This is a genomic window from Halomonas faecis, assembly GCF_010993975.1.
Taxonomy (GTDB): domain Bacteria; phylum Pseudomonadota; class Gammaproteobacteria; order Pseudomonadales; family Halomonadaceae; genus Halomonas; species Halomonas faecis.
Genome location: NZ_JAACZO010000052.1, coordinates 160,041 through 186,784, shown reverse-complemented (window position 1 = coordinate 186,784; position 26,744 = coordinate 160,041). Strand labels below are relative to the sequence as shown.

General features: G+C 63.7%; 28 protein-coding genes and 3 tRNA genes. 10 read left to right on the top strand and 21 right to left on the bottom strand.

Annotation, left to right across the window (positions count from 1 at the left end):
* Positions 1-101: 101 nt before the first annotated feature.
* From mnhG to GFD32_RS15420, 7 genes are read right to left on the bottom strand one after another with little or no spacing between them, the layout of a single operon-like run.
* Entirely contained in the window at positions 102-518 is a 417-nt protein-coding gene (gene mnhG / locus GFD32_RS15450; RefSeq protein WP_163577565.1) for a monovalent cation/H(+) antiporter subunit G, read from the bottom strand.
* Positions 511-780: a monovalent cation/H+ antiporter complex subunit F gene (locus tag GFD32_RS15445; RefSeq protein WP_163577484.1), complete on the bottom strand. Its 270-nt coding sequence runs from the start codon at positions 778-780 to the stop codon at positions 511-513. Before GFD32_RS15445 ends, mnhG begins: the two co-directional genes overlap by 8 nt.
* 18 nt (positions 781-798) lie before the next feature.
* A complete protein-coding gene (locus GFD32_RS15440; RefSeq protein ID WP_163577483.1) occupies positions 799-1,272 on the bottom strand; it encodes a Na+/H+ antiporter subunit E in 474 nt (157 codons plus the stop codon).
* Positions 1,269-2,843 (bottom strand): Na+/H+ antiporter subunit D, encoded by a 1,575-nt coding sequence (locus tag GFD32_RS15435; RefSeq protein WP_163577482.1) that lies wholly within the window; start codon positions 2,841-2,843, stop codon positions 1,269-1,271. The genes GFD32_RS15440 and GFD32_RS15435 overlap by 4 nt, the downstream gene beginning before the upstream one ends.
* Entirely contained in the window at positions 2,840-3,187 is a 348-nt protein-coding gene (locus GFD32_RS15430) for a Na+/H+ antiporter subunit C (protein ID WP_163577481.1), read from the bottom strand. Before GFD32_RS15430 ends, GFD32_RS15435 begins: the two co-directional genes overlap by 4 nt.
* 39 nt (positions 3,188-3,226) lie before the next feature.
* Positions 3,227-3,658 carry a Na+/H+ antiporter subunit B gene (locus GFD32_RS15425; RefSeq protein ID WP_163577480.1) on the bottom strand — a complete coding sequence of 144 codons (432 nt, stop codon included), beginning with the start codon at positions 3,656-3,658 and terminating at the stop codon, positions 3,227-3,229.
* On the bottom strand, positions 3,651-5,972 hold the full coding sequence (locus GFD32_RS15420; protein ID WP_163577564.1) for a putative monovalent cation/H+ antiporter subunit A: 2,322 nt from the start codon (positions 5,970-5,972) through the stop codon (positions 3,651-3,653). The genes GFD32_RS15425 and GFD32_RS15420 overlap by 8 nt, the downstream gene beginning before the upstream one ends.
* A 503-nt stretch (positions 5,973-6,475) precedes the next feature.
* Between GFD32_RS15420 and GFD32_RS15415 the strand changes: the two genes are divergently transcribed.
* The 6 genes from GFD32_RS15415 to GFD32_RS15390 are packed head-to-tail and all read left to right on the top strand — an operon-like array spanning position 6,476 to position 12,388.
* The gene (locus tag GFD32_RS15415; protein ID WP_163577479.1) at positions 6,476-9,286 is read left to right on the top strand and encodes a monovalent cation/H+ antiporter subunit A; all 2,811 of its coding nucleotides are present in this window, start codon (positions 6,476-6,478) and stop codon (positions 9,284-9,286) included.
* Positions 9,286-9,627, top strand: coding sequence for a Na+/H+ antiporter subunit C (locus tag GFD32_RS15410; RefSeq protein ID WP_163577478.1), 342 nt, complete (start codon positions 9,286-9,288; stop codon positions 9,625-9,627). The genes GFD32_RS15415 and GFD32_RS15410 overlap by 1 nt, the downstream gene beginning before the upstream one ends.
* Positions 9,627-11,171: a monovalent cation/H+ antiporter subunit D gene (locus GFD32_RS15405; RefSeq protein WP_163577477.1), complete on the top strand. Its 1,545-nt coding sequence runs from the start codon at positions 9,627-9,629 to the stop codon at positions 11,169-11,171. The genes GFD32_RS15410 and GFD32_RS15405 overlap by 1 nt, the downstream gene beginning before the upstream one ends.
* A complete protein-coding gene (locus tag GFD32_RS15400) occupies positions 11,168-11,665 on the top strand; it encodes a Na+/H+ antiporter subunit E (protein ID WP_163577476.1) in 498 nt (165 codons plus the stop codon). The genes GFD32_RS15405 and GFD32_RS15400 overlap by 4 nt, the downstream gene beginning before the upstream one ends.
* Positions 11,659-11,928 carry a K+/H+ antiporter subunit F gene (locus GFD32_RS15395; RefSeq protein WP_163577475.1) on the top strand — a complete coding sequence of 90 codons (270 nt, stop codon included), beginning with the start codon at positions 11,659-11,661 and terminating at the stop codon, positions 11,926-11,928. Before GFD32_RS15400 ends, GFD32_RS15395 begins: the two co-directional genes overlap by 7 nt.
* 16 nt (positions 11,929-11,944) lie before the next feature.
* Complete coding sequence (locus GFD32_RS15390) at positions 11,945-12,388, top strand: Na+/H+ antiporter subunit G (protein ID WP_163577474.1); 444 nt, start codon at positions 11,945-11,947, stop codon at positions 12,386-12,388.
* A 9-nt stretch (positions 12,389-12,397) separates the two neighbouring features.
* Here GFD32_RS15390 and hemH read toward each other — a convergent pair whose 3' ends face one another.
* From hemH to rnr, 10 genes are all read right to left on the bottom strand, one after another.
* On the bottom strand, positions 12,398-13,471 hold the full coding sequence (gene hemH / locus GFD32_RS15385; RefSeq protein WP_163577473.1) for a ferrochelatase: 1,074 nt from the start codon (positions 13,469-13,471) through the stop codon (positions 12,398-12,400).
* Between the two features lie 123 nt (positions 13,472-13,594).
* Complete coding sequence (locus GFD32_RS15380) at positions 13,595-13,897, bottom strand: DUF6482 family protein (RefSeq protein WP_163577472.1); 303 nt, start codon at positions 13,895-13,897, stop codon at positions 13,595-13,597.
* Between the two features lie 120 nt (positions 13,898-14,017).
* Positions 14,018-14,305 (bottom strand): hypothetical protein, encoded by a 288-nt coding sequence (locus tag GFD32_RS15375; protein WP_163577471.1) that lies wholly within the window; start codon positions 14,303-14,305, stop codon positions 14,018-14,020.
* A gap of 67 nt (positions 14,306-14,372) precedes the next feature.
* Complete coding sequence (dnaB, locus tag GFD32_RS15370) at positions 14,373-15,761, bottom strand: replicative DNA helicase (RefSeq protein WP_163577470.1); 1,389 nt, start codon at positions 15,759-15,761, stop codon at positions 14,373-14,375.
* Between the two features lie 130 nt (positions 15,762-15,891).
* Positions 15,892-16,338: a 50S ribosomal protein L9 gene (gene rplI / locus GFD32_RS15365; RefSeq protein ID WP_163577469.1), complete on the bottom strand. Its 447-nt coding sequence runs from the start codon at positions 16,336-16,338 to the stop codon at positions 15,892-15,894.
* Between the two features lie 16 nt (positions 16,339-16,354).
* A complete protein-coding gene (locus GFD32_RS15360; protein WP_163577468.1) occupies positions 16,355-17,209 on the bottom strand; it encodes a hypothetical protein in 855 nt (284 codons plus the stop codon).
* A gap of 12 nt (positions 17,210-17,221) precedes the next feature.
* Entirely contained in the window at positions 17,222-17,449 is a 228-nt protein-coding gene (gene rpsR, locus GFD32_RS15355; protein WP_163577467.1) for a 30S ribosomal protein S18, read from the bottom strand.
* 32 nt (positions 17,450-17,481) lie between these two features.
* Positions 17,482-17,856: a 30S ribosomal protein S6 gene (rpsF, locus tag GFD32_RS15350; protein ID WP_163577466.1), complete on the bottom strand. Its 375-nt coding sequence runs from the start codon at positions 17,854-17,856 to the stop codon at positions 17,482-17,484.
* Between the two features lie 259 nt (positions 17,857-18,115).
* On the bottom strand, positions 18,116-18,871 hold the full coding sequence (rlmB, locus tag GFD32_RS15345) for a 23S rRNA (guanosine(2251)-2'-O)-methyltransferase RlmB (RefSeq protein WP_276208815.1): 756 nt from the start codon (positions 18,869-18,871) through the stop codon (positions 18,116-18,118).
* An 82-nt stretch (positions 18,872-18,953) separates the two neighbouring features.
* Positions 18,954-21,383, bottom strand: coding sequence for a ribonuclease R (gene rnr, locus GFD32_RS15340; protein WP_163577465.1), 2,430 nt, complete (start codon positions 21,381-21,383; stop codon positions 18,954-18,956).
* A gap of 237 nt (positions 21,384-21,620) precedes the next feature.
* On the opposite strand from rnr, the gene GFD32_RS15335 reads away from it, so the two are divergent.
* The 3 genes from GFD32_RS15335 to GFD32_RS15325 all read left to right on the top strand — a co-directional run bounded on the left by GFD32_RS15335 (position 21,621) and on the right by GFD32_RS15325 (position 21,986).
* A tRNA-Leu gene (locus GFD32_RS15335) sits at positions 21,621-21,707 on the top strand.
* 65 nt (positions 21,708-21,772) lie between these two features.
* Positions 21,773-21,859: transfer RNA gene (locus GFD32_RS15330), tRNA-Leu, on the top strand.
* Positions 21,860-21,899: 40 nt separating this feature from the next.
* Positions 21,900-21,986, top strand: a tRNA-Leu gene (locus GFD32_RS15325).
* A gap of 86 nt (positions 21,987-22,072) precedes the next feature.
* Here GFD32_RS15325 and GFD32_RS15320 read toward each other — a convergent pair.
* Complete coding sequence (locus GFD32_RS15320) at positions 22,073-22,945, bottom strand: DNA/RNA non-specific endonuclease (RefSeq protein ID WP_163577464.1); 873 nt, start codon at positions 22,943-22,945, stop codon at positions 22,073-22,075.
* A 49-nt stretch (positions 22,946-22,994) separates the two neighbouring features.
* Positions 22,995-23,270 (bottom strand): Lrp/AsnC family transcriptional regulator, encoded by a 276-nt coding sequence (locus tag GFD32_RS15315; protein WP_163577463.1) that lies wholly within the window; start codon positions 23,268-23,270, stop codon positions 22,995-22,997.
* A gap of 193 nt (positions 23,271-23,463) precedes the next feature.
* Between GFD32_RS15315 and GFD32_RS15310 the strand changes: the two genes are divergently transcribed.
* Positions 23,464-23,778: a high-potential iron-sulfur protein gene (locus GFD32_RS15310; RefSeq protein ID WP_163577462.1), complete on the top strand. Its 315-nt coding sequence runs from the start codon at positions 23,464-23,466 to the stop codon at positions 23,776-23,778.
* Between the two features lie 37 nt (positions 23,779-23,815).
* On the opposite strand, the gene GFD32_RS15305 is transcribed toward GFD32_RS15310, so the two are convergent.
* Positions 23,816-25,375: a SpoVR family protein gene (locus tag GFD32_RS15305; protein ID WP_163577461.1), complete on the bottom strand. Its 1,560-nt coding sequence runs from the start codon at positions 25,373-25,375 to the stop codon at positions 23,816-23,818.
* Between the two features lie 17 nt (positions 25,376-25,392).
* On the bottom strand, positions 25,393-26,676 hold the full coding sequence (locus tag GFD32_RS15300; RefSeq protein ID WP_163577460.1) for a YeaH/YhbH family protein: 1,284 nt from the start codon (positions 26,674-26,676) through the stop codon (positions 25,393-25,395).
* Positions 26,677-26,744: the final 68 nt, after the last annotated feature.

Genomic DNA, 26,744 nt, shown 5'->3' with positions numbered 1-26,744 from the left:
GATATCACGGCCACCCCGGCAGGCGCAGCGCCTCGCTGGACTTCACGCGCCGTGAAAGGCTGGCTGAGCGACAGGCGCGCTGCGACGACGGACGCCTGCGGCTACTCCTCGTCGCTCTCCTGTGGCGAAGGTTTGATGTCGCGACGCGCATTGGCCTCGGTTTCCAACCCGCTCTTGAGTTCGTGCGTCAAGGGATCGTAGTTGGGACGCAATTCGTCCTTGACCGTGCCATCCCAGAGCTTGGAGCCCACGAAGTAACCGGCACGCCCGATGACATGAGCCGCTACCGGTGCCGTCATCAACACGAAGACGATGATCGCGAAGGCACGCGCGACGACCGCCACCTGGAGAAAGTGCAGGGCTACGGCCAACATCAGCAGAATCACGCCCAGTGCCGCGGCTTTGGTGGTGGCGTGCATGCGGGTGAGTAGATCCGGCAGGCGAAGGATGCCCAATGCCGCCAACAGCATGAAGGTGGCTCCCGCAATGACAAGAAAGCCCTTGACGAACTCAATCATCACGAGGTCCTCCCCGCTCAAGAAAGCGAGCGAAACCGATGGCCGTCAGAAAGCCCATCAGCGCAATGACGATAGCGGCATCCAGGAAACTGGAAACGTCCATCTTGATGGCATACACCCCTACCATGCCAACCACGGTGCTGGCGAACAGCTCCAGAGCGACGACTCGGTCGGGAAGACTGGGGCCGCGGACCACACGCACGAAGGCCAGCACCAAGGCCAGGCCCATCAATACCTGGCTAATCAAGATCACGGTATCCACATCACACCTCGTGCGATTTCAGCGGAAAAGTTCCAGGGCTCGACATTCCATTTCCTTGAGATTGCGGCGTAGTTCCTCTTCATCATCGAGGAACATGGCATGAATGTAGAGCACCTTGCGATCGTCGGAGACATCCAGGCTGAGCGTTCCCGGCGTCAGTGATATCAGATTGGCCACCATGGTGATCTCGAGCTCGGTTCGCGCCTCGAGGGGTAGCGCGATAACGCCCGGCGACATGTACCAAGGTGGCGTTAGAATGTCGAATGCGACACGCAGGTTGGCTTGCACGAGCTCCTTTATGAAAAAGACCAAGAAACGCAGAATTCGCGGTACTCGGGCCGGGTAGCCGGCAAGAGCCGGCACCTGGGGCTGGATCAATATCAGTGATACGTAGCCGAACACGAGGCCCACCACCAGATTGGCCCCTGAGAAATCTCCGGATAGGGTCACCCATGCCAGCGCCAGCAGCAGGTTCCAGATCGCTCCCATCATGGCGCTGTCTCCCCGCTGTCAGCATCGATCAACACCTCTTCGACACCGACCGCCGTGCCCAGCACGGCTTCGATGTATCCCTCGGGATGCATCAACTGATCGCCGATGCGCAGCATGACCTCCATCAGCGGCTCAGCGAACAACCCGATGAGCAGTGCGAACATGGCCAATATCATGACCGGCAGGTACATCAGCCATAGGCTGGGCGGCACCATGCGACCGTCATCTCCCACGATGACCTCTTCCACCGGAACTCGGTTGTCCTCCGGCAGCGACTTCCAGAAAGCCTCGTTCCATATCTTGACCATGGAGTAGAGGGTCAGCAGGCTAACTGCCAACGCCACCGCCGAAACGCCATAGGCTCCGGCCTCGATGCCGGCACGCAAGATGACGAACTTGGCGAAGAACCCCGACAGTGGCGGAATTCCCGCCAGCGAGAAGGCAGAGAGGAAGAAAGCCAGCGATAACCACGGCTGGGTACGATACAGCCCCCCCATCTTCTTGAGTTCGTAAGTACCCTGCAACCGCCGGGTGATACCGCTGATCAGAAAGAGGTTGGTCTTGACCACGATGTTGTGCATCACCGCAAAGATTCCACCGGCGATGGCCAGCGGCGTGAACAGTGCCAGCCCCAAGATCATGTAACCGATCTGACTGACGATGTGAAACGACAAGATACGTCGGAATTCGTATTGCGCCGCCGCCCCGAGCACGCCGGTAACCATGGTGAACGCCGCTCCCCACAACAACAGGTCCTGGGTGTAACCCAGCGTCTGGTCGAACATCAGCGTGAAGACGCGAAACAGCGAATAAACCCCGACCTTGGTCAGAAGCCCGGCAAACAAGGCCGATACCGCGACCGGCGGCGTGTGATAGGAAGCCGGAAGCCAGAAGAACAGTGGAAACGCCGCCGCCTTGATGCCGAACGCCACCATGAACATGACTGCCAGCACTTCGACCATGCCACGGTGTTCGGCCACCGCTAGGCGTTGCGCGACATCTGCCATGTTGAGGGTACCGACCATGCCGTACAACAGCCCCACGGCCGTCAGGAAGATCACCGACGCCAGAAGGTTGAGGGTCACGTATTTGATGGCCCCTTCCATCTGAGCCTTCTCACCGCCAAGGATCAGCAGAGCAAAGGAAGCCACCAGCATCACCTCGAACCACACGTAGAGGTTGAAGATGTCACCGGTGAGAAAGGCGCCGGCCACCCCTGCCAGCAGGAGATGCATGAGCGGATAGTAGCCAAATTTCTCGTGACCGGGACCGGTGGTCGCCAGGGAGTAGATCGCCAAGGCCAGACCGATGATGCCAGTGAGGAGAACCATCACCGCGCTGAGCATGTCGGCTATCAGGGTGATGCCGAAAGGAGCCGGCCAGCCTCCCATCTGCAGCGTGACATACCCCTCCCGGTTCACGGTGAGCAGTAACCATAGCGCAAGCAACAGCAAGGCGACATTTCCAGCCACGGCCATGAAGCGCTGCATGGGGCGCGAGCGCCAGAAAAGCAGCGACACGGCCCCCGACAACAGCGGCAGCAGAACGGGAAGAGCGACTTCTGGCCTCACGTATCGGTTTCCTTCATCTTGTCCAGGTCATCGGCCTTGACGATCTCGTAGGCACGGCGAATCAACACCACCGCGAAGGCCAACACGCCGAAGGCGATCACGATGGCAGTCAACACCACGGCTTGCGGTAACGGGTCAGCCACCGTTCCCAGGGGTTCGACGAGAGTCTCGGGAATCAACGGCGGTGCCCCGCGAGTCATGCCCGCCGAGGTGAAGATCAGCAGATTGGCAGCGTTGGAGAGCAGCATGAGGCCGATCACCAGCTTGACGATCGAACGACGCAACATCATGAAGATTGCCGCCGCATAGATAAGTCCGATAACCACGGCCATCAAGGGCTCCATAACGACTCCTCTCGCTCAGGGTTCGACGCAAGCGGGCGTTCACGGCTCATCCTTGTCCACCTCCATCAGTGTCATCACCATCGCCAGCACGGAACCCAGCACGGCCAGGAAGACACCGATGTCGAAGATCAGCGGCGTCGAAGCGGTGAAATCGATACCGGGGATCGTCCACCACTGGGCCGTTAGAAAGGGCTGATCGAAAAACCAGGCGGGGAATACCGAAATCATGCCCAGCAGCAGTCCCACTCCGATGAGGTCGCGAGGATCGACCATGCGCAGCACTTCGCGCGTGGCGCTGATCCCATAAGCGAACAGGTAGAGGGTGAAGCCACCTGCCGCCACCAGGCCCGCGATGAACCCACCCCCCGGTTCGTCGTGACCTCTCAACAGCAGGAACACTGCGAACAACAGTTGCAGCGGCATCAGTATGCGCGCCGCCGTATGCAGTATGAGGGTACCCGACTTAACCATCGCTCCTCCCCTTGGTCTCGTCCGTTGGCTTGGCAGCACGCAGCTTGAGCATGGCGACCACGCCAATTGCCGCCAGTGCCAGAACGAAGATCTCGCCCAGCGTATCCAGAGCACGGTAGTCGACCAGAATGACGTTGACGATGTTGCGTCCGTGGGCAAGCGGGACGCTGTTGTCGACCATATAGCCGGAGATGGGGATGAATTGGTCGATTCCCCAGGATGTGAGTACCAGCAGGGTGATCAACACTCCCATGCTGCCGGCGACCAAAAGATCGCGTATGCGCTCGAGCGGCGTCGATAGACTCGCGAATCGCGGCAGCCGGAACAACACCAATACCAGCAGGATAACCGTGAGGGTTTCCACCAGCAGCTGAGTGATGCCCAGGTCCGGAGCGCTGAACAGAATGAAGGTCAAAGCGATGGAGAACCCCATGATCCCTACTGAGGCCACCGCGCCCAGCCGTGAGCGGGTGATGGTGGCGAACAGTGCAGCCATCGCCATCAGCGATACCACGACCGCTTCATGGAAATGCACATCGAGCTGAAAGGCGATCTCCGGCGAGTGACGCAGCAACAATGAGTTCCCGAGCAGCGCAATCAGCGTTGCGACCATCACCAGCACGTAGTTGCGCATGTAACCGTTTTGCAGCAACCGCGTTTGCCACTCGGCGCCCCCTGCCACTCCAAGCATGACGGCGTCGTAAGCCGCTTCGGGACCGCGTGCCATGAGCGGGTCGAGATAGGCCAGCCGGGCCCGCACCCGGTCCCAGCGCCGATACGTCACCCAGCCCAGCGCAAGGGCCGCCAGGGAGAGCAGCAACGGCAGGTTGATGCCGTGCCACAGCGCCAGATGGACGTCCGCCCCCGCCGCGCCGATGCCCGCCACGGTGACACCGACCAGACGATCCAGGCTGCCCGGCACCAGCCCCAGAAGAAGGGACGCCCCGGCCAGCACCGCCGGCCCGAACAGCATCGCCAGGGGTGCCTCGTGCGCCGCACGCGGGGTCTGCCGCTGCTCGCCGAAAAACGGACGCAGCGCCACGATGGCCGCCACGGCGATGGTCAGAATGGCGGCCATGAAGGCCAGCAGTAGAAGCAACGCCTTGTAATGGGAGGCATTCATCACCGAATCGAGCATCAACTCCTTGCCGATGAAGCCCAGCAACGGCGGCACCCCCGCCAGGGAGAGCGCCGCCACCAACGCCACCCCTGCCGTTATCGGCATCAAGGCCCTGAGCCCGCCCATGGCGGTGACGTCCTTGGTGCCGGTCTCATGGTCCAGAATGCCCGCCACCATGAACAACGCCCCCTTGTAGAGGGAGTGAGCGAGCAAGAAGGTCACGAACGCGATCAACGCCCCCTCGGTACCGATGCCCAACAGCATGGTCAAGGTACCCAGTGCCATGATCGTCGAATAGGCAAGCAGTTTCTTGACGTTGGTGTGGCGAACCGCCAGGAAAGCGCCGGTAAACATGGTCACGCCCCCGACCAGCGAGAGAGTGACGACCCAGAGGTCGGTTCCCCCGAGGCTCGGTTGCAGGCGTGCCATCAGGTAGATGCCCGCCTTGACCATGGTCGCCGAATGCAGATAGGCCGATACCGGCGTGGGTGCCGCCATGGCGTTGGGCAGCCAGAAGTGGAACGGAAACTGCGCCGACTTGGTGAAGGCCCCCAACAGCAGACAGATGAGCATCGGCGTGTAGAGAGCATGGCTGCGCAACTGGTCGCCGCGCGTCGTGAGTTCGGCCAGCGACCAGCTCTCGCCCGCGACGCCCAACATCACCACCCCGGCCATCAGCGCCAGTCCTCCGGCGACGGTCACGAACAGACCCTGCAGTGCCGCCTTGCGCGCCGAAATATCGGTGTGGTTGAAGCCGATCAGCAGGTAGGAGGTGATGCTGGTCAATTCCCAGAACACGAACAGGGTGACCAGGTTGTCGGCAAGCACCAGCCCCAGCATGGACATCATGAAGGCCGTGATGATCGCCAAGAAGCGCGGCAGATCGGGGTGGCCGCGCAGATACTCGCCGGCATAGACGAGCACCAGGACGCCGATACCCGCTATCAGCAACCCGAACAGCAGAGCGAGCCCGTCGATTAGGAAGGTCAGGGTGATGTCCATGCCTGGCACCCAGGCCATCTCCAGCCACACCGGCTCACCGCCAGTCACCACGGTGGACCACTGCGCCAACAGCCACACCACGATGGCCAAGGGGTACAGGGCCATGATCGCCGCCGTACGCTGGCCCAGCCAGCGATACAATAGCGGCGCAAAGGCAGCCAGTACGAACCCCGACAGCACGGCTATCTGCATCATCGCTCCCTCTTCCCGCTGATTTTGCCTGCCCGAACGGGCCGCACCATACCCGACACGCGGCCATGCCCATGACGCCTTAGGAGCCTAGTGCAGGGTGTGACCATCGCGCCAACGGCACCGCCTACCGCTTGGCACTCGCATCACGATGGCGTTTTCTTGACGTCAATCACCTTTCTACGTCGACTTAGCCGAATGGATGAAGCCGCACCGCCCCAGGGCGCTATGTTTGCCTACCCAAAGCCGATAAACTCTGCGCCGCAGCTGACCGCCACCGGCGTCGCCCCTCGGGCAAAACGGCCAGATAGAGTAACAAGCCGCCACCGTTTGTTCATGTGACGCTCCCAACGGGTCAGCGGCGCGATCTCGTATCGCCTCCGACCCAATGCGTGTGCCCATGGTTTCGGCACATGGCAACGCCACGCATCGATGCACCGATCATGCGACGGCCAGGGCGTGGCGGCGATGCCACCGTAACCGCCGTCAGAATGGACGAACCACCAATGTCATTGTTGTGGATTCCCCTTCTCACCATCGCCGGCATCTTCGTGCCGGTGATGACGTCTCGCCGTGGCCGCATGTTCTGCGTCAAGGCCACTCTCGTCGCCCCACTGCTCGCCCTGGCCCTGGTGCTCAGCAACGCCCCGGCCGTGCTCTCTGGCGACATGGTCAGCCTACAGATACCTTGGATGCCGTTGCTCGGCCTCGATCTCGCCCTGCGCATCGACGGCCTGACGCTGCTGTTTTCCCTGCTGATCCTGGGTATCGGTAGCCTGATCCTCTACTACGCCGGCCACTACCTCAGTGCCGACGAGGACGACGGTCGCTTCCTCGCCTACATGATGCTGTTCATGACCGCCATGCTCGGCATCGTCATGGCGGACAACCTGATTCTGCTGTGGCTGTTCTGGGAGCTGACCAGCATCTCCTCCTTCCTGCTGATCGGCTTCTGGGGGCACCGCAGCGACGCCCGGCGCGGCGCGCGCATGGCTCTGGCAGTCACCGGAGCCGGCGGGCTCGCGCTGCTCGCCGGCTTCCTGCTGATCGGCCAGGCCGCCGGCACCTTCGCCCTGGGCGAGGTGCTCGCCGCCGGCGATGCCATCCGAGCCTCCGAACACTACACGCTGATCGTGGCCCTGGTGCTGTTCGGCGCCTTCACCAAATCGGCGCAGTTTCCGTTCCACTTCTGGCTGCCCCACGCCATGGCAGCGCCCACGCCGGTTTCCGCTTTCCTGCACTCGGCGACCATGGTCAAGGCCGGCGTCTTCCTGATGGCACGCCTCAACCCGGCACTGGGCGACACGCCGCTGTGGTCACTGTGCCTGACTCTGGCCGGCCTCGCCACTCTGATCTATGCCGCCTGGTTCGCCCTACTGCAGCGCGACCTCAAGGGCATCCTGGCGTTCTCGACGGTGAGTCACCTGGGCCTCATCACCCTCCTGCTGGGCCTCGGCAGCCCGCTGGCGCTGGCTGCAGCGACCTTCCACATTCTCAATCATGCGACCTTCAAGGCGGCGCTGTTCATGAGCGTGGGAATCATCGACCACGAAACCGGAACCCGCGACATCGACCGTCTCGGCGCCCTGTGGTCGATGATGCCGCTCACCGGCACCCTGACGCTGCTGGCCGGGGCCGCCATGGCCGGCATTCCGCCATTCAACGGTTTCCTGTCCAAGGAGATGCTCCTCGACCAGAGCCTGCAGACAGGCCTGCTGGGAGCGCTCAGCGCCGTCATCCCGCTGCTGGTGCTGGTGGGCGCCACTCTATCGGTGGCCTATTCCTTGCGTCTGATCTGGAGCCTGTTCTTCGCCGAGCCCAAGCTGTCCCGCGAGGAGAAGACCCTGCCACCGCTGAAGGCACACGATCCGGCCCGCGGCATGCTGACCCCCGGGCTCTTCCTGGCCGCCATGAGCCTGCTGATCGGGCTCTTCCCCATGACGCTGGCCGAACCCATCGTCCGTGCCGCCAGCCTGGCGGTGCAGGGCGACGCCTCCCCCGAACTGCACCTGGCGCTGTGGCACGGCATCAACCTGCCACTGGTCATGAGCCTGATCGCCATTGCCGGCGGTGTGATCGTGCTGCGTCAGCACAAGCGCATCGCCGGTCTCGCCACCCTCTTCCCCTCGCGCGATGCCAGCCGACTCTTCGAGGCGGCCGTGTTGCGCGTCGTCAAGGCCTCACTGTGGCTGACCCTGCGTCTGGAGAACGGTTCGCTGCAACGCTACCAGGCGCTGTTGATCCTCTGCGCCCTGGCCATGGCCGGCATCGGTCTGATGAAACTGGACACGCTCACCGGCGCGGCCGGCCTGCAATCGTTGGACGCCATGCTGGTGCTGGGCGCGGCCCTGGCCATCTTCGGCGCCATCGGCAGTGCCTTGAGCCATCGCTGGCGCCTGGTGTCGATCCTGATGTTATCGGTGGTCGGCCTGGTGGTGTCGCTGACCTTCGTACGCTTCTCGGCACCGGACCTGGCCCTGACTCAGCTGTCGGTGGAGGTGGTGACCATGATCCTGCTGATCCTGGCACTCTTCTTCCTGCCCCAGCGCCCGCCGCTGCTGGTCTCCGGTCGACGCATCCTGCGCGACCTGATCCTGGCGGTGGCCATGGGGCTGGTGATCGCCATGCTCAACTACGCGCTGCTGACCCGCGAGACGCTGACCATCGCCGACTACTTCCTGCGCGAGAGCGTCCCCGGCGGCGGCGGCTCCAACGTGGTCAACGTCATCCTGGTGGACTTCCGCGGCTTCGACACCTTCGGCGAGATCACCGTGCTGACCCTCGCCGGCCTGGCCACGTTCAAACTGCTCAACCGCCTGAAGCTGTTCATGCCCGCCGGCAACGTCGAGGGCATCCGCTGGTCCCAGCAGCGCCACCCGATGATCCTGGCCGTGGTATCGCAGATTCTGTTGCCGCTCGCCCTGCTGGTTTCGGTCTACATCTTCCTGCGCGGCCACAACCAGCCCGGCGGCGGTTTCATCGCCGGACTGATCACCGCCACCGCGCTGCTGCTGCAGTACATGGCCCGCGGCCACGACTGGACGCGGGCTCGCCTGCCCGTTTCCTATCCGGTGATCGCCGTATCGGGGCTGGCCGTCGCCCTGGCCACGGGCCTTGGCAGCTGGCTGTTCGGCTACCCCTTCTTGACCACGTCCTTCGGCCACTTCCACCTGCCGCTGATCGGCGACTTCGAATTGGCCACGGCGATGCTGTTCGACCTGGGCGTCTTCCTTGCCGTGGTCGGCGCCACCCTGATGATTCTGGTCAACCTCGGCCGGGTCACCACCCTTCACCGCCCGACTCTGGAGGAACGCTGATGGAAGCCCTTTTCTCACTGATGGTCGGTGTACTCACCGCCAGCGGCGTCTATCTGCTGCTACGCGGACGAACCTTCCCAGTCATCATCGGTCTTTCGCTGCTCTCCTATGCGGTGAACCTCTTCCTGTTCTCGAGCGGCGGACTGCGCACCAACGCGGCGCCGGTCATCGGCGCCTCGATCAGTCCCACCGATCCGCTGCCCCATGCGCTGGTACTCACCGCCATCGTGATCGGCTTCGCCATGACCGCCTTCGTCGTCATCCTCGCCGTGCGCGCACGTAGCGAACTCGGCAGCGACCACGTGGACGGCCAGCAGGGCGAAGAAGGAGACACTCGCTGATGAGCCAACATCTGCTCGCCCTGCCCATCGTGCTGCCGATGTTCGCGGCACTGGTTCTGCTGCTGCTCTCCAACCGCATCTCCGAACAGCGCCAGCGGCTCCTCAGCGTGGCCTTCACTGCCCTGCTCGTGCTGGTCAATCTCGTCCTGCTGTCGCACGCCAGCAGCGGCGAGCTGGCCTTCTATGCCCTGGGCAACTGGCAGGCACCCTTCGGCATCATTCTGATGCTCGACCGGCTCTCTGCGCTGATGCTGACCATCACCGCCGTACTGGCCATGGGTTGCGTGATCTTCGCCTGTGCCGGCGACGACCAGCGCGGCGCCTACTTCCATGGCGTGTTCCAGCTGCAGCTGATGGGGCTGAACGGCGCCTTCCTCACCGGCGACATCTTCAACCTCTTCGTCTTCTTCGAGATACTGCTGCTCGCCTCCTATGCGCTACTGATGCACGGTGGCGGCAAGGCGCGAGTGGGTGCCGGCCTGCACTATGTGATCCTCAATCTGGCCGGCTCGGCGCTGTTCCTGATTTCGCTGGGCATCCTCTACGGCGCGACCGGCACCCTCAACATGGCCGACATGGCTCGCCGAGTGGCCAGCATGCCCAACGATCAAGCGGCCTTGGTGACGGCCGGCGGTCTGTTGCTGATCGTGGTGTTCAGTCTCAAGGCGGCACTGCTGCCACTCTACTTCTGGCTGCCACGCACCTATGCCGCGGCTCCCGCTCCGGTAGCGGCGCTGTTCGCCATCATGACCAAGGTGGGCCTCTACGCCATCCTCCGCGTGCAGACACTGATCTTCGCCGACAGTCCGGCGGAAGACCCCATCGACGCCTGGCTATGGTGGTCGGGGCTGGCCACGCTGGTGCTGGCAGCGGTAGGCGTGCTCGCTGCCCGCGACCTGCGCACCCTGATCGCCTATCTGGTGCTGATCTCGGTGGGCACCCTGCTGGCGGGCACGGCGCTGCAAAGCCCGGCGGCCAACACCGCCCTGCTGTATTACCTGCCTCATACTACCCTGATCTGCGGATCGCTATTCCTGATCGCCGAGCTGATCGGTCAGCAACGAGCCAAAGCCGGCACCCGACTGGTGCGTGCCCGGCGCCTCTATCAGCGTTTCCTGCTCGGCGGGCTGTTTCTGGTGGCGGCGGTGGCCGTGGCCGGCCTGCCGCCCTTGGCCGGTGCCCTGGGCAAGCTGATGCTGATGCAGGCCGTCGAGGGCAATGCCCGGCTGTGGCTGTGGCCGCTGCTGCTGCTGGCCGGACTGTGCGCGCTGGTCGCCCTGTCGCGGGCCGGCTCGGTGCTGTTCTGGGCCAGCTACAAGGGTGAAGTGGCTACCGGCCGCGTCACCCGCGCCCAGCTCGGCGGCGTGCTGTGGCTGCTGGCCTATGCCCCGCTGCTGGTGATCTTCGGTGGGCCGATGAGCGAGTACACGCAGGCCACGGCCCGGCAGCTCGCCCAACCCCAGGCCGTCATTGCCGAACTGCTGGGCGATGCCCCCGCAGCCCAGGCGACCCAGTTCCAAGCCATCCAGGGAGAGTCGCCATGACACGCCTGCAACGCTACCTTCCGACCCCCGTGCTGTCGTTGGTGCTGCTGATGGCATGGCTGCTGATGGTCCGCAGTCTGGCCTTCGGCCACATTCTGCTGGGCGGTTTCCTTGCCGTGGCGATCCCATTGCTGACCCGGGGCTTTTGGGAGCCGCTGCCGCGCGTCAAGCACCCGCTCAAGCTGGCCCGCTTCGTGCTGATCGTGCTGTGGGATATCGTCATGGCCAACCTGCAGGTGAGCTTGCTGATTCTCTCGCCCAAGCGTGAAGCGCATCCCGGATTCATCGAGTATCCGCTGGCTCTCAAGGACCGCCTCGCCATCACTCTGCTGGCCAACACCATCACCATGACGCCGGGCACCGTCTCCACCAACATTCGCCTGGACAGCTCGTCACTGCTGATCCATGCCCTGGACATGGACGAGGAGCAGGCCCTGATCCGCGAGATCCAGGAGCGCTACGAGCGGCCGCTCAAGGAGATCTTCGAATGCTAGACACCGCTTTGTGGATCAGTCTGACGCTGATCGTGCTGGCCATGGCGATGAACGTCTATCGCCTGGCCGCGGGCCCTGACGTACCGGATCGCCTGTTGGCGCTGGATACGCTTTACGTCAACTCCATCGCGCTGATCGTGCTGCTGGGCCTGTGGCTGAACACCAAGACCTACTTCGAGGCCGCGATCCTCATCGCCATGCTGGGCTTCGTGGGCACCATGGCCATCTGCCGCTACCTGCTGCGCGGCGACATCATCGAATGACGGAGAGAGCGAAACCATGACGTTCTATGTCATTACCGAAGGCGTCATCGCCTTCCTGCTGGTTGCTGGCGGCATCTTCGCCTTCACCGGTTCGCTGGGCATGCTCAAGCTCAAGGATTTCTTCATGCGCCTGCACGGCCCCACCAAGGGCACCACCCTGGGCATCGGCTGCATACTGATCGCCTCGATGCTCTACTTCACCGTGACCCAGCGCGAGTTCCACGTACAGGAGCTGCTGATCACGCTGTTCTTGTTCATCACCGCACCGGTAACCGGCCACATGCTGGCCAAGACCGGCCTGCACATGCACCTGCGCTTCTACACCGGTACGCGTGGCTCGCTGCCGGAGTTCCGCGACGAGGATGTCGGCCAGAGCCGGGTCGCGCGCCCGGCCCGAGCTCGCCATCCATGGCGCACCAAGGCCAAGCGGTCGCGACTCAAGCGCCGCGAGAACGCCTGAAGCGCACTCTCAACACCAACCGGCGAGCTCGTTGCGGACCACCGCGAGCAACGCCTGGATGTGGTCGTCGCGGTCATTGAGACAGGGCACGTAGGTGAAACGCTCGCCGCCGGCTTCGAGGAAGCTCTCCTTGATCTCCTCGTTGATCTCTTCGAGCGTTTCCACGCAGTCGGCCGAGAAGGCCGGCGAGATCACCGCGATATGCTTCTTGCCCCGTTTCGCCAGCTCGGCGACGTGATCCACGGTTTGCGGCCCCACCCACTCCTCGGGGCCGAACTGCGACTGAAAGGCCGTGTGAATGGCGTCCGCCTCCCACCCCAGCCGTTCGCGCAACAGCCGCGTGGTCTTCTGGCACTGGCAGTGGTAGGGATCACCCTCCATCAGGAAACGCTTGGGTACGCCATGATATGACGCCACCAGTACTTCGGGGCTTCCTTCGACGTCGGCATAGGCCTCGTTCACCGAGTTGGCCAAAGCGTCGATGTATTGAGGATGCTCGAAGTAGGCGGGAACGGTGCGAATCGCTGGCTGCCACTTGAGCTTCATCAGGGTGCGAAAGGCCTGGTCGTTGGCCGTTGCCGTGGTCGGCGAGGCGTACTGGGGATAGAGCGGGAAGAACAGAATCCTTTCGCAGCCCGCGGCCTGCATCCGACGCAGCACGCTGTCGGTGGAGGGGTTGCCGTAGCGCATGCAGAAGTCGACCATCACTGCGTCGCCGTACAGCGATTCGAGCCCTTCGGCTACCTTGCGGGTCTGCTCACGGGTGACGGTCAGCAGTGGGCTCTCGTCCTTCTCGGTGTTCCAGATGCCCCGATAGGCGGCGCCGGAACTGAACGGACGCCGAGAGAGGATGATCAACTGCAGCAGCGGTTGCCACTTCCAGCTCGGGTAGTCCACCACCCGCTTGTCGGAGAGGAATTCGCCAAGATAGCGGCGCATGGACCAATAGTCGGTGGCGTCGGGGGTCCCCAGGTTCGCCAGCACGACACCCACCTTGGCACGCGGAATCGGCGGATGATCGGCGGGAGAATGAGCCAGGCGTCCCTGGCCGGGGTGATCCTGCTCCACTTGCGATGCGGTCATGCCTGGGCTCCTTGTGGTCACTAGCGACGTGGGCCCAGTGTATCAGGCAATGCTTGCCCGTGGCATGAAGTTGTACTATGAAGCCGATCTGTACAGCTTACCGAAAACTCGTGGTCTTAGCGCTCAAAACACCAGCGGCATGCGTGACGTCAACGGATCGTGGTAGTGCGTCTCGCGGCCGATGACCTCGTCCTGAGGAACGTACTGAACCAGGTAGGCGCGATGAATGCCCGCCCGCTTGAGCTCCAGGTAGACGTCCTCCAGCGAACGGAAGAGCATGGGTTTACCGCGACGTTCGAGAGTATGGCGGGCGCCTTCCATGTCTTCCAGCTCGACCTGATAGCAATGACTGCCGGCATGCGTGATGACGCGAATCTCGAAGTTGTCGCGATGGGTCGCGAAGGCCTTTAGTTCGTGAAACTCCATGGCGTTCTCCAGGTGTCTTGTGATTGGCGTACCGCCACAGCTTGACGCCGGAAGATGACGCGACGGTGACGAGCCAAGATTGGGACTGTGACTCCTCGACGCCCGGAAGGGTTCCACAAACTACTGATAATCGGAGGGATCGATCGCCTTGGCAAGCGAGTTGCGGTCGACCCATTTACCCGCCTTGGTTTCCTTGTAGCGAAAGACCACGCGATCGCCGACCGCCACGGTGAGCTCGGCCTCTTCGGTCTGGTAGCTGTACGTCTCGCCATCCACCACCAGTTGGAAGCGGTAGAGGTCCGGCATCCCCAACCACTCCTTGAACGGCCCTTCCCGCTCCACCGACTGCAGCTCGCCACGGGCTTCCAACTTGGGTGCCCGCTTGCCGCGCCTGAATCCGCCTGCCATGGTGTCTCCTTCCTGTACTGAATCGGGGGTCGGCATTATACGAACTCGCCGGTGGGACTCAAGCCGCTCAGCCGCCGAACGCTTCGCCGTAGCTGTCGGGTGCCAGATCCTCGAAGCGAGTGTACTTGCCGATGAAAGCCATGTGCACAGTACCGATGGGACCGTTACGCTGCTTGCCGATGATCAGTTCGGCCAGCCCTTGGTTGTCGGGGTTGTCCGGATTGTAGACCTCGTCACGGTAGACGAAGGCGATGATGTCGGCATCCTGCTCGATGGCCCCGGATTCGCGCAGGTCCGACATGACCGGCCGCTTGTTGGGACGCTGCTCGAGCGAGCGGTTGAGCTGGGAAAGTGCCACCAGTGGACAGCCGAACTCCTTGGCAATGCCTTTCAGAGAGCGCGAGATCTCCGAGATTTCTCCGGTCCGGTTCTCGGAAAAGCCGGGGATCTGCATCAACTGCAGGTAGTCGACCATGATCATCGAGAGATTGCCGTGCTCGCGCACCACCCGGCGGACCCGGGAGCGAATCTCGCTGGGCGACAGGGCCGCCGTATCATCGATGAACAGCTGCTTGTCCTTGAGCAGGTTCACCGCCGAAGTCAGGCGCGGCCAGTCTTCGTCCTCGAGCTGGCCGGTACGCACTCGGGTCTGGTCGATGCGCCCCAACGACGACAGCATGCGCAGCATCAGCGCATCGGCCGGCATCTCCATGGAAAACACCATGACCGGCTTGTCGCTGGAGATCACCGCATGCTCCACCAGGTTCATGGCGAACGTCGTCTTGCCCATGGAAGGACGCCCGGCGATGATCACCAGATCCGACGCCTGCAGTCCCGAGGTCATTTCGTCGAGGTCGCGAAAGCCGGTGGAAAGACCGGTCATCTCGCCCTGCATGTTGAACAGTTCATCGATGCGATCCACCGCCTTGGCCAGCAGGTCGCTCATGCCGATGGGACCACCGCTCTTGGGCCGTTCTTCGCTGATCTGGAAGACCAGCCGCTCGGCTTCGTCGAGTAGCTCGTCCGCGGGCCGCCCCTGGGGGCTGAAGGCGCCGTCGGCGATCTGGCTGGCGGCGCGGATCAGCTTGCGCAGCGTGGCACGTTCCCGAACGATGTCGGCATAGGCGCGGATATTGCTGGCGGAAGGGGTGTTGCGCGCCAGTTCTGCCAGGTAGGCGAGCCCGCCTACCGTCTCGAGCTGATCGCGCCCTTCCAGCGCCTCGGAGAGCGTCACCACATCGAGCGGCTGCGCCGCCTCGGCCAGCCTCGCCATGACGTTGAAGATCAGCCGATGCTCATAGCGATAGAAATCGTCGGCCACCAGTCGGTCGGCAATGTTGTCCCAGGCGGAATTGTCGAGCATCAGTCCGCCCAGCACCGACTGCTCGGCCTCGAGAGAGTGCGGTGGCACCTTGAGCGCGGCGGTTTCCTGATCGGGGGCGACGACATCATTCATGGCAGGTGGACTCCATGGGGCCGAAGAATCATTCTAGCGCAACCCGGCGGCCGTCCAAATGCGTCGACCGCCAATGAAAAGCCCCGCAACCCTGTCGGGTGCGGGGCAGCGCGCCAGCAGGCGTAGCGGCTTATTCGGCCACCACCACCACGCGCACGGTGGCATCGACTTCGGCGTGCAGGTGCAGGTCGACGTCGTACTCGCCAGTGGCACGAATCGGCCCTTCCGGCATACGCACCTCGCTCTTGGCGACATCGATGCCAGCGGAAGAGATCGCCTCGGCCAGGTCGCGCGGACCGATGGAACCGAACAGCTTGCCTTCGTCACCGGCCTTGGCGACCAGCGACAGCTCGATATCGGCGAGCTGAGCGGCACGCGTTTCGGCCTCGGCCTTGCGCTCGGCGGCCTGGGCCTCGAGTTCGGCGCGCTGTGCCTCGAAGGCAGCGACGTTGTCCTTGGTCGCCGGTACGGCCAGCCCGTAGGGAACCAGGTAGTTGCGGCCGTAGCCGGGCTTGACGTTGACCTGGTCGCCCAGGCTGCCCAGCTTGCCAATCTTGTCGAGCAGAATGACTTCCATCTCGTTAACCTCTATGTCAATCGCTGTGGGTGGCCAGACGGCCGCGGAAGTCCGCGAACACGTCGAGGAAAGCCACCAACAGCACGATCAGTATCATGGGCCAGGTGGTGATCAGCAACAGATAGAAAGCGATCAACCACAGCCCGTTCATGCCCTTGGCTCCGATGAAGCCGTGTACCAACGCCACGCCGCATACCAGCAGCGGCACCCAGGCCAGCGTAATGAGTGCCGGCATCCCCAGCAGGCCGCCTGCCACGGCGATCCCCACCAGCACCGCCAACTCGCGGCCCGACAGACGAAGTGCATGGAACTCTTCGCGAAACCCGCCGGGGTTGTAGAGCCCCGCCTGCCAGCTGCGTGCCAGCGCCAGACAGGCTATCGATGCCAGCAGCACCACCACTCCGGTAACGCCACCGACCAGCAGGGTGGTGAGCGCCTCGGTATCATAGCCCTGACGCGCCAGCTCGTTGAGCATGGCATCGATCTCGGCCGACCCTTCACGCAGCTGTTCCAGCAGCGGGCCGGTGCCCCCCGATGGCACGAAGAGCCCCAGCTGCACCATGACCGCTGCCGCCAGGGTGCCGACGATCAACGCCTCACTCCAGCGCATGCGCTCACGCAGCACCAGTGCCATCAGCGTGACCAGCAGCACACTGGCCAGGGGAATCGCATCGCCTTGCGTCCACCACCATCCGGCAGGTACGGCTGCCGCCACGATCACCGGCAGTGCCGGAGAGAGACCGCGACGCAGGGTGACCAGCGCGGCAACGGCGCCGCTCAGCCAGAACAGCCAGGGGACGATGGCCGCCACGGCAGCCCCACCGGCTGCGTGGGGCGTGCCGCGCATCAGCCAGCGAGCGATCGGCAACATCGGACGACCGGCTTACTGGTGGCTGTCGCTGTAGGGCAGCAGAGCCAGGTAGCGAGCGCGCTTGATGGCGGTCGCCAGCTGACGCTGGTAACGCGCCTTGGTGCCGGTGATACGGCTGGGAACGATCTTGCCGGTCTCGGTGATGTAGGCCTTGAGCGTGTCCAGATCCTTGTAGTCGATCTGTTTCACGCCTTCAGCGGTGAAACGGCAGAACTTGCGGCGACGGAAAAAGCGTGCCATGGAAAAAACTCCTTGGGGCGAGCGAATGGGACTTAAGCGGTGGCTTCGGCGCTGCGCGGCTTCTCTTCGCGGCGCGCCCGCTTCTCTTCGGCCGGCTTCATCATCGGCGATGCCTCGGTGATGGCTTCCTTGCAACGCACCACCAGGCTACGAATGATGGCATCGTTGAAACGGAAGATGTTCTCGATCTCGTCGAGGGTCTCACCGCTGCACTCCACGTTCATCAGCACGTAGTGAGCCTTGTGGATCTTGTTGATCGGGTAGGCCAGATGACGACGGCCCCAGTCTTCGAGGCGATGCACGGTACCACCGCTGTCGGTGACGATGCTCGAGTAGCGCTCGACCATGGACGGCACTTGCTCGCTCTGGTCCGGATGGACCATGAACACGATTTCGTAATGACGCATGGGATCTCCTTGCGGGTTAGCAGCTTCCACATGAGGAACCTTGTCGCTCAGAGGAAGCAAGGAGGTGAAATGGAAACGCCCGCTCACACAGGAACGGGCGCAAACATTTTAAAGACTGCGCGCGAAGAGTGCAAGCTGCGGGCTGCGGGCTGCGGGCTGCGGGCTGCGGGCTGCGGGCTGCGGGCGATAGTCTAACTCGCCCCTCGAAACCCGAAACCCGTGGCTCGAGGCTCGAGGCTCGAGGCTCGAGGCTCGTGTCTCAGTGGGTCCGTTGCCGCACCGCCTCGAAAAGGCCGATGCCGGTGGCAACGGAGACGTTGAGGCTCGAGACGCTGCCGGCCATGGGTAGCTTGACCAGGTGATCGCACGCTTCGCGGGTGAGCCGGCGAAGCCCCTTGCCTTCGGCCCCCATCACCAGTGCCACGGGGCCGGACAAGTCGGCGTCGAACAGCATCGTCTCGGCCTCGCCGGCAGTGCCGATCAGCCACACGCCCAGCGACTTCAGCCGGGCCAGCGACCGGGCCAGGTTGGTGACCTGATAAACCGGTATGCTCTCGGCCGCGCCGCAGGCCACCTTGCGTACCGTGGCATTGAGGGGGGCCGACTTGTCCTTGGGCACGATCACGCCGTGCACGCCAGCGGCATCGGCAGTGCGCAGGCAGGCACCGAAGTTGTGCACGTCGGTGACGCCATCGAGCACCAGTAGCAACGGCGACACCGGCAACGGCCAGGCTTCCAGCCGAAACCACAGTTCCGCCTCATCCTGTCCGGCAAGCGGCGTGCAGAATGCCACCACGCCCTGATGGGCCGCACTGCCAACCAGCGCATCCAGGGTTTCGCGGGGCTGAGCCACTGGCTGCAGCCCCGCCGCGCGAGCGCGCTCAACGAGCGCTGCCAGGCGCCGTTCGGCTGCTCCCTCCTGCACCCACAACTCACGGGGCGGCTCGCCGCGTGCCAGCAGCGCCTCCACCGCATGCACGCCGAACACCGCCTCGAGTCCGGGGGGGCCTGCCACGGCGGCACGGCGATCGCGCCGGGGCTTGCTCCCCGGCCTGGCCTTGGTACGTCGTTTCTCGGTCACCGGGGTCTACCCTGATTCAGCGCTTGCGCGAGCGCGACTTGTTGCCGCGCCCGCCGCGGCTACGTCGCTTGCCCTTGTTCTCGGCTTCCGTCGCGGTCGCCGACTCGCCCTGCTTTTTCTTCTTCTGCGCACCCGCCTCGGCACGCCCACGGCTCGGGGCGGCATCCGCGGCGCGCCGACGACGTGGCTGACGCTTGGGGCGCGGCTTGTCGTCGGCCAGGGCGAAGTCGATCTTGCGCTCGTCCAGGTCGACGCGGGCCACCTGCACGGTGACGCCGTCCCCCAGACGATAGCTCATGCCGCTGCGCTCGCCTTTCAGGCGGTGCTTTTCCGGCTCGTAGTGATAATAGTCGGAGGGCAGCGAGGTGACGTGCACCAAGCCCTCTACGTAGACCTCGTCGAGACGCACGAAGATGCCGAACTGGGTCACCGAAGCGATGCTGCCGTCGTAGATCTCGCCGAGCTTGTCGGACATGAACTCGCACTTGAGCCAGTCTTCCACGTCACGGGTGGCATCATCGGCGCGCCGCTCGGTCATCGAGCAGTGTTCGCCCAGCTCGAGCATCTGCTCGAAGGTGTAGGGAGCCCATTTGCTCGGCGGCTCCACCGGCGCCCCCTCGGCGCGCAGCACGGTGTTGGTCTGGCGCGGGCCACGAATCACCGAACGGATGGCGCGATGCACGATCAGGTCGGGGTAGCGGCGGATCGGTGAGGTGAAGTGCGCGTAGGCCGGGTAAGCCAAGCCGAAGTGACCGTCGTTCTGGGGCGAATAGACTGCCCGACTCATGGAGCGCAGCATCACCGTCTGGATGACGTCGGCATCGGGACGGCCCTTGATCGACTCGGCGAGCTCCCGGTAGTCCTGCGGGCTGGGGTCGTCCCCTCCGCCCAGCGACAGCCCCAGCTCATTGAGAAACAGCCGCAGCTTGTCGAGACGCTCCGGCGAGGGTTTCTCGTGGATGCGATACAGCGCCGGCAAGTCATGCTTGTCGAGAAAGCGCGCCGTCGCCACGTTGGCCGCCAACATGCACTCCTCGATGATCTTGTGGGCATCGTTGCGAGTGCGCGGCACGATCTTCTCGATCTTGCGCTCGTCGTTGAAGACGATGGCAGTCTCGGTGGTCTCGAAGTCGATGGCGCCACGCGCTTCGCGCGCCTCGCGCAGCAGGCGATAGAGGGCATGCAGATTGCCGAGCGGCTTGACCAGTTCGCGATACTGCTCGCGCAGGGCGTCGCCCTCTTCCCCCTCGTCGTCGAGGATCGCCGCCACCTTGTTGTAGGTGAGGCGGGCATGGGAGCGGAACACCGCTTCGTAGAAGCGATAGCGACTGATCGCGCCGCTCTGGGAGATGTTCATCTCGCAGACCAGCGCCAGGCGGTCGACGTCCGGATTGAGCGAGCAGAGCCCGTTGGAGAGCAGTTCGGGCAGCATCGGCACCACCTGCCCTGGGAAGTACACCGAGTTGCCACGGCGGATCGCCTCCTCGTCCAGGGCGCTGCCGGGCCGCACGTAGTGGGATACGTCGGCAATGGCCACCAGCAGCTTCCAGCTGCCGGACTTGGTCTTCCAGGCGCACACGGCGTCGTCGAAGTCCTTGGCGCTCTCGTCGTCGATGGTCACCAGCGGCACGTCGCGCAGATCGACCCGATGCGCCTTGTCGTCTTCGGCCACCTCGGCGGACATTCCGGCGATCTGATCATGAACCTCGGGCGGGAACTCGGCGGGAATCTCGTAGCTGCGGATGGCGATATCGATCTCCATCCCCGGATCCATGCGCTCTCCCAGCACCTCCACCACTTCTCCCACTGGCTGGACACGGGTCTCGGGCTGCTTGACGATGCGCGCCGAGATCACCTGGCCGTCCTGGGCACCGCCGCAGGCACTGTGAGGGATGATCACCTCCTGGGTGATGCGCGGGTTCTCTGGAATCAGCACCCCGAACTCGGGGGTGTTCTCGCGATAGACGCCAACGATGGTCTGGGTGTTGCGCGCCAGTACCTCGGCGATGGTGGCCTCGTCGCGACCGCGACGGTCGCGACCGCTGATGCGCACCAGCACATGGTCGCCGTGGAAGACCCGGCGCATCTGGCGCGGCGGCAGAACCAGATCGGGTTTCTTGCCATCGTCGCGCAGCAAGAAGCCGAAGCCATCGCGATGGCCGAGCACCTTGCCCTTGACCAGGTCGAGCTTGTCGATCAATGCATAGGCGCCGGCGCGGTTGCGCAGCACCTGGCCATCGCGCTCCATGGCCGCCAGACGACGCCTGACCGCCTCCTGAAGATCCTCGTCGTCGAGACCCAGCAAGCGGCTCATCTTTTCATGAGCGATGGGTTTGCCGTACTCCTGCAGCCGCGCCAGGAGGTACTCGCGACTGGGTGCCGGTTTATCGTACTTGTGGGCCTCGCGGCTGGCATGGGGGTCGTCACTGAGCGTCCATTGGGTCATGCGAGGGGCATCCTTGGCGGCATCGTTGGAAGCGGGCCCGAAAAGGCGCCGAAAAAGCACCGCAGGCGTAGGGTCGAGTTGGTCGGGTCGATTATCATGGCCGCAGTATAGCGCCCGCCCCGCGACGACCCCAACCCCAACGACATGTCCCGCTCGATCCCCGTGCTACCGGAAACCCGGATCTCCGTCGCAAGAGGCTTGCATTGCGCCGGGATTACGGTACCATACGCCACGCCTGCCCAGATGGCGGAATTGGTAGACGCGCTAGCTTCAGGTGCTAGTGTCCTTACGGACGTGGAGGTTCAAGTCCTCTTCTGGGCACCAAGGTTCCCCTGGAACCGCCGGGAATGCGTTCCCATGCTCTTTGTCAGTTCTATTCGCTCGTGTTCGCCCAGGTGGCGGAATTGGTAGACGCGCTAGCTTCAGGTGCTAGTGTCCTTACGGACGTGGAGGTTCAAGTCCTCTCCTGGGCACCATCCCTTGACGGGAGCCCGAACACGACGAACGGCATGATACGCCCAGGTGGCGGAATTGGTAGACGCGCTAGCTTCAGGTGCTAGTGTCCTTACGGACGTGGAGGTTCAAGTCCTCTCCTGGGCACCACGCTTCTCGTATCATGCAGTAACGAACCGCAAGTAGAGCTAGCCCTTTAGCCGAGACCGCGACATTGGATCGCGGTTTTTTCGTGTCTATTGAAAACGCGCCGGCAGCTGGCTCACCGCATCCAGGGCCCACCCTTCGGTCGCCACCTCTCCCTCCAGCGACTCGGCAACCGACTCGGGCAGCTGCGGAAAGAAGTCGAGCCCGGTACGCGCTTCCAGCTCGTCGACAGTCACCAGGAAGTCATCCAGCGGCTCGTCGCCACGAACCGTCTGAGGCATGAGGAAAGCCAGCACTCTGGGCGTTTCGGCGGGCACCACGACGATCTTGTAGAACGCCTCCGGCACTTCCACCAGCCCCACGCGGCGCCGTGCGCCATCGAGGAAGCGCTCGCTGAATACCGGCCCGGTGATCACCTGAACGACTCCGAAGCGCGGCACGAAGCGATCGATCACCACTTCCTCGAGGCGCTGCCAGAGCCGGCGATTGAGGTCGGGACGCTGCGGCGTCAGATTGCTCATCAGAAAGGTGTCGCGCTGGGCCTCACCCCCGTGCACCGTAGCGATGGCATAATTGGGCGCCAGGTGGCCGCGGTCGTAGCCGCTGCCGAAATAGCTGTCCGGGGCAATCGGCCACAGGGTGCGCCAATCGCGGCGAAAGGCTGGCCGTGCGCCGATATCGGCATCGTCCACTTCGTGCAGCCAGTAGCTGACCCACAGCGGATTGACGCGCACGTCCGACCAGCCGACCAGGAACCCGTCGTTACGCAGTACGCGGTGCAAGGTCAGCGGCGAAAGGCGTTCCCAAGTGGGCACTCCCATCCAGCTCAGGCTGTCGCGATAGGCCTGCTCCTGGCCGTACCAGAGAGCGCTGCCCACCATCACGAAGAGCAGAGTGACGGCGAAACGGCGCAGCGAACGGCGCCAGCGGGAGCGAGGTCGGGTCTTTCGGCGGCGTGTCATCCGTGAACGCTAGGGCTCCTGAGGTAGGTTATGGCGGTGCGGCAGGCTCTTACCAGCCGAGAGAGAACATCGTCTCCAGGTCGTGACGGGAGTGCACCTGCATGGCATTGAGCGTCTCGGTATCGCTGATCCCTTCCACGGCATTGAGGCGCTCGGTGACGAGCTCGGCGAGGCTCTCGAAATCGCGGGTGCGGGCAATGGCCACCAGATCGTAGCGCCCGCAAGTGGAATAGACCTCGCTGATGCCGTCGACATCGGCGAGCCGCTCGGCCACGGCCTTGACCTGGCCCTTGTCGGTATTGATCAGGATCACGGCGTTCTGCATCTGGCATCCTCCCGCTCGGTGACTCCTGCGGCGAGGCTCGCCGCAAGCTGCTGCCGAGTATATCAGGCCCGGCCGGGCGGCAGAATCGCCGGGGCATGCCAAAGGAGGTATCACGGGACGACAGGTGGGCGCGGTATCATCAACGACGCTACGGTGAGTCCACCATGACACGTGACGACAACGAGGAGGCGACATGACCGACGAGCGCCGTCGTGTTTTCCTGCGCCAGGGCCTGCTCGGCCTGGCCGCACTGCCACTGGGCGCGGGGCTGCTGGCTCGGCGCCCGCTGGCTGATGAATTGCCGTATCTCGAGCCCGGAGCGGAGGAAGCGCGCGCTCTCGGCTATGTGGAAAACGCCAGCGATGCCAGTCAGCACCCTGCCTATAGCGCTGGCGAGAGCTGCCGCCACTGCCTGTTCTTCGAAGCCGATACCCAAGGGTGCCAGATCTTCCCGCAATACCGAGTGACACCCGGTGGCTGGTGTCAGTCCTGGGCGCCGGCCGAGTGAATCGGCGGCGGCGACGCAACCGACGGACAGCCGGCACTCATTGCCGATCGCCCTCCTCGTCGGGCAGCGGCCAGTGGTAGCGGCGCGCCACGCTGCCGTCATCGAGCAACGACTCCAGCTTGACCGGGAAGCCCCACAACTGATGCAGATGGCGCATCACCGGATAGACGCTGCGTGCCAGTGGACGGCGATTGTCCTGGACATGACGCAGGGTCAGCGAGCGATCCCCGCGGATATCCGCGGCATAGACCTGAATATTGGGCTCACGCACGGCCAGGGCATGCTGGACGGCGAGCGCCTCACGTACGCGACGATAACCGCGCTCGTCATGGATTGCCGTCACCTCCAGCATCTCGTCCTGGTCGTCGTCCACCACGGTGAACAGCTTGAGGTCGCGAATCACCTTGGGTGACAGAAACTGCTGAATGAAGGATTCGTCCTTGAAGTTCTTCATGGCGAAATGCACGGTTTCGAGCCAGTCGCTGCCAGCGGTATCGGGGAACCACTCGCGATCCTCGTCGGTGGGCTGCTGGCACATGCGCTTGATGTCGCTGAAGATGGCGAAGCCCAGCGCATAAGGGTTGATGCCGCCGTAGTAGGGGCTGTCGAAGGCCGGCTGGCTGACGACGGCAGTATGCGACTGCAGGAACTCCAGCATCAGCCCCTCGTCGACCAGCCCCTCGTCATAGAGGCGGTTCATCAGCGTATAGTGCCAGAACGAGGCCCATCCTTCGTTCATCACCTGGGTCTGGCGCTGCGGGTAGAAATACTGGGCGAGCTTGCGCACGATACGCACGATTTCGCGCTGCCAGGGCGCCAGCAGCGGGGCGTTCTTCTCGATGAAGTAGAGTAGATTCTCCTGAGGTTCGGGCGGGTAGCGCTCGCCGCTGTGTAGACCCAGTGGATCCTCCTCGTCGGCGAGGCTACCGGGAAGCGTGTCGCCGCCCTGGCGGCCGGGAATGGTCCGCCATAGGGTGTTCACCTGGGCCTGCAGGTGCTCTTCGCGCTCTTTCTGACGCCGCGCTTCCTCCTCGGCGGAGATCGGCGAGGGGCGCTTGTAGCGATCGACCCCGTAGTTCTGCAGCGCATGGCAGGCGTCCAGCAACTGCTCGACGGCGGTCACCCCATGACGCTCCTCGCACTCGGCGACGTATTTGCGGGCGAACACCAGGTAGTCGACGATGGAGCTGGCGTCCGTCCAGGTGCGAAACAGATAGTTGCCCTTGAAGAAGGAATTGTGCCCGTAGCAGGCATGTGCCATCACCAGCACCTGCATCATCAGGGTATTCTCCTCCATGAGGTAGGCGATGCAGGGGTCGGAATTGATCACCAGCTCATAGGCCAGGCCCATCTGCCCCCGCCGATAAGCCTGCTCCACGGCAAGGAACTGCTTGCCGTAGGACCAGTGATGATAGCCCACCGGCATGCCCACGCTGGCGTAGGCGTCCATCATCTGCTCGGTGGTGATGATTTCGATCTGGTTGGGATAGGTATCCAGGCGATACTCGTCGGCCAGACGAGCCAGCTCCTGCTCGTAGGCTTCCAGTACCTCGAAGCTCCAGTCGGATCCGGTGGCGATGGGGGTACGGCGCGTCATGTTGCCTCCTCGGCCGGCTACTGTGCGGCGCGGCGCTTGAACAGGTCGCGAAACACCGGGTAGATGTCACCGGCCTCGACGATCTGGCGCATGGCAAAGCGTTCGGGAAATTCGACGGCCACCGTCTCGTACTCCTCCCACAGCGCCTGATGGGCATGCGGCGTGATCTCCACGTAGGTGAAGTACTGCAATCGCGGCATCAACTGCTCGAGCAGCAGCTTGCGGCAGGTCACCGAGTCATCGTCCCAATTGTCGCCGTCGGAGGCCTGTGCCACGTAGAGATTCCACTGCGAGGGCGGGTAGCGATCGGTAACGATCTCGTCCACCAGCGAGAGCGCGCTGGAGACGATGGTGCCGCCGGTTTCACGGGAATAGAAGAACTCCTCTTCATCCACCTCCTTGGCGGCCGTGTGGTGGCGCACGAAAACCAGCTCGACCTTCTCGTAGCTGCGCTCGAGAAAGAGATAGAGCAGCAGGAAGAAGCGCTTGGCGATGTCCTTGTGGGCCTGGGTCATGGAGCCCGAGACATCCATCACGCAGAACATCACCGCCTTGCTGGAGGGCTGGGGCTGGTTGATCAGATGGTTGTAGCGCAGATCGTAGGTATCGATGAACGGCACCGCCTCGAGGCGCTGTTCGAGGCGCTCGATCTCCGCCTTGAGTTCATTGATCCGCGCCGGATTGCGCAGAACCGGATCCTTGCTCTCCTCCTCCTCCAGCGCCTCGCGCGCCTCGCGCAGGGCACGGCGAATCGGCGCGCGCATGGCGATGCGCCGCGCATGGGCCTCGCGCATCGAGCGTACGATATTGATCCGGGCCGGCACGCCGTCGCGAGAGACGCCGGCACGCACCGGCCGTACCTCGTCGAGGTCGACCAGATTCTTGCGCTCCAGATGCGGCAGCTCCAATCCGTCGAAGACGAAGTCGAGGAACTCCTCGCGGGTCAGGCTGAAGGCAAACTCGTCCATGCCCTCGCCCTGGTTGGAAGCGCTCCCCTCCCCGGCGCCTCCTCCACCGCCGCCCCCACCAGGGCGGCGCAGGCGATCCCCTTCGACGAACTCCTTGTTGCCGGGGCTGACGATGGTGCGCTTGCCTCCGGGACCGTGCTGAAACACCGGCTCCGAGATGTCCCGGGTGGGAATCGACACCTTCTCGCCACGCTCCATGTCGGTGATCGAGCGGCGGTTGACCGCTTCCTCCACCGAGCGCTTGATGTGCGTGCGGTAACGATCGAGAAAGCGCTGGCGGTTGACGGCACTCTTGTGCTTGGCGTTGGCACGCCGATCGATGAAATAGGTCATGCGGACCTCCTCTCGGCGCTGGTCGACACGGGAAGGGAGGCCGATGCACCCTTCCCGACCCGTGGCCC